The organism is Pseudomonas sp. M30-35, assembly GCF_002163625.1.
Taxonomy (GTDB): domain Bacteria; phylum Pseudomonadota; class Gammaproteobacteria; order Pseudomonadales; family Pseudomonadaceae; genus Aquipseudomonas.
In genome coordinates this window covers 2,383,362-2,394,433 of record NZ_CP020892.1, presented here as the reverse complement: position 1 = coordinate 2,394,433, position 11,072 = coordinate 2,383,362, and the positions used below count along the sequence as shown (strand labels likewise).

Annotated in this window: 9 protein-coding genes; 7 read left to right on the top strand and 2 right to left on the bottom strand. The window is 53.8% G+C overall.

Annotated features, from left to right (window positions below):
• The first annotated feature begins 403 nt into the window (after positions 1 to 403).
• Positions 404 to 1,660, top strand: coding sequence for an OprD family porin (locus tag B9K09_RS11110; RefSeq protein WP_087516865.1), 1,257 nt, complete (start codon positions 404 to 406; stop codon positions 1,658 to 1,660).
• Positions 1,661 to 1,829: 169 nt separating this feature from the next.
• Here B9K09_RS11110 and B9K09_RS11105 read toward each other — a convergent pair whose 3' ends face one another.
• Positions 1,830 to 2,312, bottom strand: a complete 483-nt coding sequence (locus B9K09_RS11105; RefSeq protein WP_087516864.1) for an MgtC/SapB family protein — start codon at positions 2,310 to 2,312, stop codon at positions 1,830 to 1,832.
• A gap of 63 nt (positions 2,313 to 2,375) precedes the next feature.
• The gene (locus tag B9K09_RS11100; RefSeq protein ID WP_087516863.1) at positions 2,376 to 2,561 is read right to left on the bottom strand and encodes a hypothetical protein; all 186 of its coding nucleotides are present in this window, start codon (positions 2,559 to 2,561) and stop codon (positions 2,376 to 2,378) included.
• A gap of 354 nt (positions 2,562 to 2,915) precedes the next feature.
• Between B9K09_RS11100 and B9K09_RS11095 the strand changes: the two genes are divergently transcribed.
• The 6 genes from B9K09_RS11095 to B9K09_RS11070 all read left to right on the top strand — a co-directional run bounded on the left by B9K09_RS11095 (position 2,916) and on the right by B9K09_RS11070 (position 10,971).
• Positions 2,916 to 3,803, top strand: coding sequence for a bestrophin family protein (locus B9K09_RS11095; RefSeq protein WP_087516862.1), 888 nt, complete (start codon positions 2,916 to 2,918; stop codon positions 3,801 to 3,803).
• 433 nt (positions 3,804 to 4,236) lie between these two features.
• Positions 4,237 to 5,493 carry an OprD family porin gene (locus tag B9K09_RS11090; protein ID WP_087516861.1) on the top strand — a complete coding sequence of 419 codons (1,257 nt, stop codon included), beginning with the start codon at positions 4,237 to 4,239 and terminating at the stop codon, positions 5,491 to 5,493.
• Positions 5,494 to 5,847: 354 nt separating this feature from the next.
• The gene (locus B9K09_RS11085; protein WP_087516860.1) at positions 5,848 to 6,330 is read left to right on the top strand and encodes a formate dehydrogenase subunit gamma; all 483 of its coding nucleotides are present in this window, start codon (positions 5,848 to 5,850) and stop codon (positions 6,328 to 6,330) included.
• On the top strand, positions 6,324 to 7,883 hold the full coding sequence (locus B9K09_RS11080; RefSeq protein ID WP_087516859.1) for an NADH-quinone oxidoreductase subunit NuoF: 1,560 nt from the start codon (positions 6,324 to 6,326) through the stop codon (positions 7,881 to 7,883). Before B9K09_RS11085 ends, B9K09_RS11080 begins: the two co-directional genes overlap by 7 nt.
• Positions 7,880 to 10,756, top strand: coding sequence for a formate dehydrogenase subunit alpha (gene fdhF, locus B9K09_RS11075; RefSeq protein ID WP_087516858.1), 2,877 nt, complete (start codon positions 7,880 to 7,882; stop codon positions 10,754 to 10,756). Before B9K09_RS11080 ends, fdhF begins: the two co-directional genes overlap by 4 nt.
• Positions 10,753 to 10,971 carry a formate dehydrogenase subunit delta gene (locus B9K09_RS11070; RefSeq protein ID WP_087516857.1) on the top strand — a complete coding sequence of 73 codons (219 nt, stop codon included), beginning with the start codon at positions 10,753 to 10,755 and terminating at the stop codon, positions 10,969 to 10,971. The genes fdhF and B9K09_RS11070 overlap by 4 nt, the downstream gene beginning before the upstream one ends.
• Positions 10,972 to 11,072 lie beyond the last annotated feature (101 nt).

Genomic DNA, 11,072 nt, shown 5'->3' with positions numbered 1-11,072 from the left:
AAACCGGACCAGGCACTGCACACAAGCAGATCATTGTAAATGATAATTTTGCACAAAAAAAACCGCCTAAAAGGCGGTTAAAAAACCAAAGATTGATGAAGTGGGTGATCTGCAACACTGATGCAAAGTGTCGCAGACCCATATATTCATCCCGTTTAGATTACTAAAATAGGCCCCCTTACAGACATTATTGTCACTGATAGTAATCATCACACCTATCGAATAGAACGCCCCTATAAACAGTGATATTTATTGCCCGTCGCCAGCCAACGACTATCAATAATAATTGAGTCATTAAATTTCTAACTCCTGTCTTTATGCAGCCTGCGGGATCGATCCTTTTGGGGTCGTTACTGTGCGCCGCCTCGTGTAAAAAACTATTAGAAAATTGCTAGGAGCAGACATGTTCAAAAGAAACCTAATTGCAATCGCTTGCGCCTGCACCGCAGCCAGCACCACTGGCGTCTATGCAAGCCAGCAGTCCGAGTCCAATGGGTTTGTCGAAGACAGTAGCCTCAACGTCTTACTGCGAAACACCTATTTCAACCGGGATTACAAAGACGGCGTGAAAGATGCCAAGACCTGGGGCCAGGGTTTCATCGGCACCTTTGAGTCAGGCTTTACCCAGGGAACCGTCGGCGTTGGTGTTGATGCCTTTGGCCTACTGGGGATTAAGCTCGACAGTGGCCGCGGTCGTAACTACGGCGCTATGTTTGATACAGACAGCGATGGTCGTCCCGTGGATGATATTTCCCAAGGGGGCGCAGCGATCAAGGTGCGCTTTTCGAATACCGTGATCAAGTACGGTAATCAGTTCCCTTCTCTGCCTGTGCTGGCATATGACGATAGCCGCCTGCTGCCGCAATCCTTTACCGGCACGCTGGTGACGAGCAATGAGATTGAAGGCCTGGAACTAAATGCTGGACGTTTCACCGCTGACAGTCCTATGGCTGACGCATCGCGTGACCCTAATCGCTTGAAAAGCATCGATGTGGTCGGTGGTTCTTACGCCCTGACAGACAATGTTTCGACCTCTTTGTATTACTCTGATGTTGAAGACGAGTTCGAAAAATCCTACGCCAACCTCAACTACAACATCTCGATAGCCGCTGAGCAGGCGCTGAATTTTGATTTCAACCTTTACCACACCAAGTACGATGACGGCTCAATAGCCGCAGCGGATTTCGGCGGTGACGGTGACAACGATCGCAACACTATCTGGAGCCTGGCGACCAAGTACAGTATCGGCGCCCACGCCTTCATCCTGGCTCACCAGCGCAGTTCCGGCGATGCTGGATACGCTTACGATTACGGTGATGGCGGCAGTACTATTTACTTGGCTAACTCCTACTACTCCGACTTCAACCTCAAGGATGAAAACTCGTGGCAAGCAAGCTATGAGTTGGACTTTGCCGAGTACGGCGTTCCGGGGCTGCGGTATAAGTTTGCATACGTGCGCGGTGACAACATCGATACCGGCACCGATAGCGATGGCACTGAACGTGAAATCTTCAACCAGGTCAGCTACGTGCTTCAGGATGGTCCGGCTAAGGATCTCTCCTTCCGTCTTCGCAACTCGATTTATCGCGCCAGCAACGATGTTGGACCTGATCTGAATGAGGTTCGTGCCTTCATCGAATACCCACTCAGCATTCTCTGATACAGCTAAAACTGCGCCGGGCAATCTGGCGCAGTCTTACTTCTCAAGCACTCAAGCCGCTACCTGTTCAGATCGCCAAATCTGTATGCACCGGTTACGCCATTAGTTGACGTCACGCAGCTTGAACTCGATCACCCAGCCTAGGCAACGCCTCCAGAGCCTGCTGTTGTTATGCGTTGTTCTTCGGTTCGAGCCATATAGGTACTACATGCAGCACCAATACCGTCATCAAGGTTGCCAGTATGGCTGTGGCTTCAAGCCCTAGCCCGATAGTTACGCCTATCGCGGCAGCCGACCATAGCCCGGCGGCGGTGGTCAGACCTTTGACATCCGAAATATTGCTGCCCTTAAGTATGGTCCCTGCGCAAAGAAAGCCTATTCCGGAGGCTATGCCCTGAATAATTCGACTCATTGCATCGTGGCCTGCGCCCTCTTGCTCCAGTGACATGACGAAAACAGCGGAACCAATACACACCAGCATATGAGTACGCACGCCCGCAGCTTTGCCAGTGACCTCACGCTCATAACCGAGCACGCCACCCAGCACTATTGCCAATAACAGACGTAGAGCAGTTCTGGTTAGACGTTCCACTTCGCCAAGGTCTGAAAACTCCTCTTGCAGCGTAAGCAAAATACGTTCAGCAACATCCATTCGCCATCTCGCTCTGGTTAGTGGTGTGAGGCTTGCGCAAATGCAGGCTGCTCGCTGCCAATACTATTGCTCTTCAGCCTCTGATTGCTCTGGGTTATCGCCGCAGGTGCAGCTTGGTTTTCTACATTGCACCCCTTGAGCGTGACCTGAAGCACAGGCTGCACAACAGTATGCGAGCCCATCCCGGGACAGAGCATTTGCATCAACTTCACATTCACAGTTTGGACAAGAACAGGTTTTGTCCGACATGGGGTATTCCTCCATCGTGGAATTATCACCGCAGTTTCGTTGCTCTTCAGTAAGTGATCACGCCTAAAAAATGAGAGCGTTTGCAATCAAGAATAGTTCTGCAGGCTCAACAACTGTAAAAAGTTGTTACCAAGGATGAACAGGCGGTTGCGGGCTGGCTCTGCGGTTTGGTCAGGCAGGCACAGGGCAATACCTAAAATCATCCATTGGGGATGGAGATGAAGGTTCCAATATTTAGTTGGTTTGAATGCGGCTGCACACTAAAGATAAAGTCATCAGCCGAACCATTGCCTCGCTTGAAGAGTCCGAGCTAGAGCATTGGATTGATGCCTAACGCTTAGGTGAGGTTTCCGCTTGAAAGCTGCCATCGTCAAAAAATATCGCCTGATCATCAAGACCCTTGGCTATGTAGGTTGGTCGCTTTTTTGGTTATTAATGTGGGATATCGCAGTCACTGTTGACTTCATGTTGTATCTCGAAAACAAGATCAAGCTGCCACTGATGCCCCTGACATTATTAGGGTCTGCATTGGTGGTGTTGATCAGCTTTCGTAACAGCAGCGCCTACAACCGCTGGTGGGAAGCACGGACTTTGTGGGGGGCGATGGTTAACAGCTCGCGCAGCTTTGCCCGCCAAGTACTGACACTTCTGGATGACCCAAGTGATGGGGTCAATCCGACAAAATCGACTTTGCTGCGCCGTCATGTTGCCTATGTGAATTGCTTGGCAGCCCACTTGCGAGGCAATCCATGCCCGAATGAGGTGAAGGCATTTATCCCCTGTGCAGAGTTTGCACGCTGCGGCACCACCAACAATTTTGCCAACGACATCCTTAACGGCTCCGCTGCCCTACTCGCCAAGGAGTACAAGGCCGGACGTCTGGATAGTATTCGCTTGGCACGGCTGGAATCGACCTTGGTTGACCTGTCTAACAGCCAAGGCGGCATGGAGCGAATTGCCAACACGCCGCTGCCCTATCCGTATGTGTATTTCCCCCGGCTGTTTATTTCGCTGTTCTGCGTGATCGTGCCGATAGGGTTGGTGGAGTCCTTGGGTTGGTTTACTCCAGTGGCCTCAACGGTGGTGGGCTTTATGTTGCTGGCAATCGAACAAATCGGCACCGATTTACAAAGCCCGTTTCACAACAGCGAGCACCAGATCCAGATGGAATCCATCTGTGAAACCATTGAGATAAATCTACATTCAATGCAGCGTGATGCCTTATGTTGCGGGCAAACATAATCGCTAGGGCTGCCGTTAGCGATTAGCGATAAAACTTCAGAACCTGCTCTAATAATTTGAATTCAAGGCAATTTTCCACAGGCTATAAATAGATAAAGCACACTTACTCTAGAGTGTGTTTCTCACACCATCTTTAGGCACGAGCCAGCAGATACGCCATCTAATGGAGCCTATATCCCGCAAAAATCGCCCTCCCGCATTGAATAGTTGACCTGTGCTGCAACATCGAAACTGATAGCAAAGGCATTCAGGCCGGATAGCTAAACTTTAGTATGGGCACTATTTGTTTGCCGCCGTAACGAGCGTCACTGATATGAAAATGTTCCATCATTAACGCCCCCTGCCTTAAGCGCTTAACGATGCCTGTCAGATGTAAGGCAGCAGCGCTGTCTGTTAGCTGTAAACAACGATTAGAAAATCGCTAGGAGCGACTATGTTCAGTAGGAAACTAATAACAATCGCTTGTGCATGCAGCGCGATGAGCGCAACCACCGTTTACGCCAGCGAGCAATCGAAAGCACAGGGCTTTGTCGAAGACAGTAGCTTGAATGTTTTACTGCGAAACACCTATTTGAACCGGGATTTCAACGACGGAGTGAATGACGCCAAGACCTGGGGTCAAGGCTTCATCGGCACCTTTGAATCAGGTTTTACCCAAGGAACAGTAGGGGTTGGCGTAGATGCCTTTGGTCTCTTGGGTATCAAACTCGATAGCGGTCGCGGCCGTAACGTCGGCTCTATGTTTGATACAGACAGCGATGGTCGTCCTGTGGACGATATTTCTCAAGGAGGTGCAGCGATCAAGGTGCGCTTCTCGAATACCCTGATCAAGTACGGTAATCAGTTCCCTTCCCTGCCTGTACTGGCATATGACGATAGCCGCCTGCTGCCGCAATCCTTTACTGGCACGCTGGTGACGAGCAATGAGATTGAAGGCCTGGAGCTAAATGCGGGACGTTTCACCGGTGACAGTCCTATGGCCGACGCATCGCGTGACCCTAATCGCTTGAAAAGCATCGATGTCGTTGGTGGTAGCTACGTCTTCACAGACGATTTGAGTTCGTCACTTTACTACTCCGATGTTGAGGACGAGTTTCGCAAGACCTACGTCAACCTCAACTACAACATCCCGTTAGCCACAGAACAAGCATTGAATTTCGACTTCAACCTCTATCACACCACATACGATGACGGCTCAGTGGCCGCACAAAACTCCGGCGGTGATGGCAATAACGACCGCAACACCATCTGGAGCTTGGCAGCCAAATACAGCATCGGTGCCCACGCATTCACCATCGCACATCAACGCAGTTCGGGTGATGCCGGTTACGCCTACGACTATGGTGATGGTGGCAACGCCATTTACCTGAAAAACTCCTACTATTCCGACTTCGACAACAGAGATGAAAACTCATGGCAAGCCAGCTATGAATTGGATTTCTCGAAATACGGTGTACCCGGACTGCAATACAAGTTTGCCTACGTGCGCGGTGACAATATTTACAGCACCACAGACAGTGACAGCACAGAGCGCGAAATTTTCAACCAGCTCAGCTACGTGCTGCAAAACGGCCCGGCCAAAGACCTATCGCTCCGTGTGCGCAACTCCATCTATCGCGCCAGTAACAACCTGGGCCCAGATCTGAACGAAATCCGTGCCTTTATTGAATACCCACTAAGCATTCTCTAAATGGCTTTACTGTGCCGGGACTCCCGGCGCAGCGTTGGTAACCCGTTCAGATCCAGCGATCTGAGGTCTGTGTAGCGTCGTTCAAGTGCTGGCAGTGCTCGCGTCGAACAAATGCGTCAATGCAACCAAGTCGGTTTCAGGATGTGAAAAGTCGCTCAGGCGCTATCTCCAGCCAGTGGCAATGGCAAGCTTAAAGCCAATCTCGGACCAAGTGCATTGAAGACGCTTGGCCGAAGAACATAGATGGCGATCCTTTAGACCAAAGTGCCGTGCAATGGTCGGTTCGCCGTGGCCAATGACTCCGAACGTCTAACCTGTAAGTTAGTCCTGTTCGTGATGCCAAGGTACCTTTGTATGCCTGATGAAGCGTTGCACCTGCCCCTGATTAACAGCGTATTGGGCCGCGAGAAAGACACCCCGGGCGGCCTGTTGCCGATCCTCCATGCGATTCAACAGGGCGCGGGGTACATTCCGAGTAACGCTGTTGCCAATATCGCCCAGGCGCTTAACCTCAGTAAGGCTGAAGTCCAGGGCGTAATCAGCTTTTATCACGACTTCCGTACCACGCCGCCCGCGCGTCACACCTTGAGGCTGTGCCGAGCCGAGTCATGCCAGAGCATGGGGGCTGAAAGTTTAGCCGCGCAACTGGGTGAGCGACTGTCGCTCAATGAGAACGGCAGCAGTGCCGACGGTCAGGTCAGTTTGCAGACGGTGTATTGCTTAGGTGCCTGTGCCTGCTCGCCCGCCATAGAAATAGACGGCCGATTGCATGCTCGCCTAACACCAGAGCGCCTGGATGACCTGGTCAACCGCTGCTTGGAGGATGGTGCATGCTGAAGCTATTCATCCCCTGCGACTCACTTGCCCGCGCCGTCGGCGCCGATGAAGTGGCCAACGCTCTGACTCAAGAGGCAGAGCGCCGTGGACTGGCGATCGAGTTGCAGCGCACCAGCTCACGCGGCCTTTACTGGCTCGAACCCCTGTTAGAAGCTGAAAGCGCCAATGGGCGTCTCGGTTTCGGCCCAATCACTTGTGCAGATGTGCCCGGTCTGCTCGATGCTCTAACGGCTGACCCAAGCAGCCATCCGCAGGCGCTAGGCCTGGTTGAAGACATTGCCTATCTGAAAAGCCAGCAACGCCTGCTATTCGCCCGCGCGGGTATTACTCGCCCGCTGTCACTGGACGACTACTTGGCTCATGACGGTTTCAAGGGGCTGGCTCAAGCGATCAAGATGGATGGCGCCGATGTGGTGACTGCTGTACTTGATTCAGGTCTGCGCGGTCGGGGCGGCGCCGCCTTCCCCGCTGGAATCAAATGGCGGACGGTGCGCGATGCTAAAGCTGAGCAGAAATACATCGTCTGCAACGCCGACGAAGGCGACTCGGGCACCTTTGCCGATCGCATGTTGATGGAAGGCGATCCATTCCTGTTGATTGAAGGCATGACCATTGCCGGCCTCGCCGTTGGCGCGAGCAAAGGTTATATCTATGTGCGCTCGGAGTACCCGGATGCAATTGACACCCTTAACAATGCTCTGGAAATCGCTCGTCAGGCAGGCTACCTGGGCAACGATATCTGCACCAGCGGACGGCACTTTGACATTGAAGTACGCGTCGGCGCAGGTGCCTACATCTGCGGTGAAGAAACCGCCCTGCTTGAGTCGCTTGAAGGTAGACGCGGCACGGTTCGCCCCAAGCCTCCGCTGCCGGCTCTCGAGGGTTTGTTTGGCCTACCAACGCTCGTCCACAACGTGCTGACCCTGACCTCTGTGCCAGTGATAATGGCCCGTGGCGCGCAGTTTTATCGCGACTTTGGCATGGGTCGCTCATTGGGCACCATGCCCTTCCAACTGGCTGGAAACGTGCGCTACGGCGGTTTGGTAGAACGCGCTTTTGGTCTTAGCTTGCGCGAGCTTATTGAAGGCTACGGCGGTGGCACAGCCAGCGGTCGGCCATTAAAGGCCGCGCAGGTTGGCGGGCCATTAGGTGCCTGGATACCCCCTACGCAGTTCGACACACCGCTGGACTATGAAGCCTTGGCCAGTATCGGTGCCATGCTCGGTCACGGTGGCGTTGTGGTGGCTGACGAAAGCCTGAATATGGCGCATATGGCCAGGTTTGCACTGCAGTTTTGTGCCGAGGAATCTTGCGGCAAATGCACCCCATGCCGGATCGGTTCGACCCGTGGTGTAGAAGTGGTGGACCGCCTAATCGCCAGCACCGCTCCAGCCGCCCGTGACGAACAGGCTCAGCTGTTATGGGATCTGTGCGACACACTTCAATACGGCTCGCTTTGCGCACTCGGCGGGATGACGTCATACCCCGTGACCAGCGCACTCAAGCACTTCCCCGCCGACTTCGGCATGGCCACCACGGAGGCCGCCCAATGATCACCCTCTTCGATCCCAAAAGTGATATCGACCTTGGCACGCCTGAGCGCCAAAGCCATACACAAGTCAGCTTAACCATCGACGGTCGCGAGATCCGCGTACCCGCTGGCACTTCGGTGATGCGCGCTGCGGCGCTACTTGGCACGCAAATCCCCAAACTCTGCGCCACCGACAGTCTTGAAGCCTTTGGTTCCTGCCGCATGTGCCTGGTGGAAATTGAAGGTATGCGCGGTTACCCCGCTTCATGCACGACACCGGTCACTGAAGGCATGGTCGTACGCTCGCAAACCAGCAAACTCGCCACCCTGCGCCGTAACGTGATGGAACTGTACATCTCCGACCATCCGCTGGATTGCCTGACCTGCTCGGCCAACGGCAACTGCGAGTTGCAAACGGTCGCTGGCCAAGTTGGCTTGCGCGAGGTGCGTTATGGTTACGAAGGGGCGAATCACCTGGATGAAGCCAAAGACGTTTCCAACCCTTACTTCGATTACGACCCGAGCAAGTGCATTGTCTGCAACCGTTGCGTGCGTGCTTGCGAAGAGACGCAAGGCACCTTCGCCTTGACCATCAGCGGGCGTGGCTTTGAATCACGAGTGGCTGCGGCAGGTGGCGATAATTTTCTCGAGTCTGAATGTGTTTCATGCGGTGCCTGCGTACAAGCTTGCCCAACCGCCACGCTGATGGAAAAAAGCGTGGTGGAGTTGGGTCAACCTGAACGCAGCGTCATTACCACCTGCGCCTATTGCGGTGTAGGCTGCTCGTTCCGCGCAGAAATGAAAGGAGATCAACTGGTGCGCATGGTTCCGGACAAAAACGGCCACGCCAACCACGGCCATTCTTGCGTAAAAGGGCGCTTCGCCTGGGGTTATGCAACCCATCCAGACCGCATTACTAAACCGATGATCCGTAAGCATATTGACGATCCTTGGCAGGAAGTCAGTTGGGATGAAGCCGTCAACTACGCGGCTAGCGAATTACGCCGCATACAGCTCAAATACGGGCGTGATTCAATCGGCGGCATCACCTCTAGCCGCTGCACCAATGAAGAAACCTATCTGGTGCAGAAACTGGTTCGCGCTGCTTTTGGCAATAACAATGTCGATACCTGCGCCCGCGTCTGCCATTCACCCACCGGTTATGGTTTAAAGCAAACGTTGGGTGAGTCAGCCGGTACCCAGGATTTCGACTCAGTGATGCAGGCTGACGTCATTCTGGTGATGGGCGCTAACCCTACCGATGCTCACCCCGTATTCGCATCCCAACTCAAGCGCCGCTTACGCCAAGGCGCACGCTTGATTGTGATTGATCCGCGGCGCATCGATTTAGTCGACTCGGCCCACGCCCGCGCTGAATTGCATTTGCAACTGCGCCCCGGCACTAACGTGGCCATGCTTAATGCGCTTGCCCATGTGATCGTCACCGAAGGACTGCTCAACCAGCGCTTCATTGAAGAACGCTGCGAGGATGCAGATTTTGCTCGCTGGCGCGATTTTGTCAGCTCAGCGGAACACGCACCGGAGGTCTTGGGGCCGGTTTGTGGTGTACCCGCTGAGCAAATACGCGCCGCAGCACGCCTCTACGCGACGGGAGGCAACGCGGCGATCTATTACGGCCTGGGCATCACCGAACACAGCCAAGGCAGTACGGCGGTCATGGGTATCGCCAACCTGGCAATGGTCACCGGCAACATCGGCCGCGAAGGCGTTGGGGTTAACCCGCTGCGTGGACAGAACAACGTACAAGGTTCCTGTGATATGGGTTCCTTCCCTCACGAGTTGCCGGGTTATCGGCATGTTTCCAACGAGACAGTACGCCATGAGTTCGAACAGGCCTGGAATGTAACCCTGTTACCTGACCCAGGGCTGCGTATCCCGAACATGTTTGAAGCGGCGCTGGACGGCACGTTCAAGGCGCTTTACTGCCAAGGTGAGGACATCGCTCAGAGCGACCCCAATACCCAACATGTGACAGCGGCTCTGTCGTCGATGGAATGCATTATCGTGCAGGACATCTTCCTCAATGAGACGGCTAAATTCGCTCATGTATTCTTGCCGGGCAGTTCGTTTCTTGAGAAAGATGGCACCTTCACCAACGCCGAACGCCGGATAAATCGGGTCCGCAAAGTCATGGAGCCACTGGCAGGCAAGGCTGACTGGCAAGCGACAATGGCATTGGCCAATGCCTTGGGCTACTCGATGGAGTATTCGCACCCGGCTCAAATCATGGACGAGATTGCGCGTCTGACACCGACATTCTCCCGAGTAAGTTATGCCGAACTCGATCGTCAGGGCAGCCTGCAATGGCCATGCACCGACGAGACGCCAAACGGTACGCCGACCATGCATATCGACCAGTTTGTGCGCGGCAAGGGACGCTTTATGCTCACCGGTTACGTGCCTACTGACGAGAAGGTCAACAGCCGCTATCCACTCCTGCTGACCACCGGCCGGATTCTTAGCCAATACAACGTCGGCGCTCAGACCCGACGAACTGATAATGTTGCCTGGCACGAAGAGGATCGCCTGGAAATTCATCCAAGTGATGCCGAGAGCCGTGGTATTAACGACAATGACTGGGTTGGGATTGGCAGCCGTGCCGGGCAAACCGTGTTGCGCGCCAAAGTCAGCGAACGGGTCGCACCCGGTGTGGTTTACACCACCTTCCATTTTCCGGAATCAGGCGCCAATGTGATCACTACCGACAACTCTGACTGGGCCACTAACTGCCCGGAGTACAAGGTCACAGCAGTCGAAGTGTCGCGCGTTTATCATCCATCCGAATGGCAAAAGCGTTATCAAGCGTTCAGTGATGAACAACATCGTTTACTCAAACAGCGTCGCCTTGTAGATAAAGCTGGAGTGGGTAAATGAGCAGTGAAAGCCTGATTAAAATGGCCAATCAAATTGCTCAATTCTTCGCCCATGAAGCAGACACCGTTCAGGCAGCGCGCAGCGTCCGCCTGCACCTGCAAAGTTTCTGGACCCCGGCCATGCGCAATGAGTTAAGTGCTTTGCAGGTTGAACATAGCGACAACACACTGCACCCATTGGTAAAAGCAGCGTTGTCTGAATCCGGCGAGCATTAAGCCCCTAGCACCTGCAAGGCAGTCGAAGAGTGACTGCCTTGCAGGTGCTTGCGCATAGCGCGAGTCCACTTAAAACTGCATCACGGCACAGACTTCAGGCC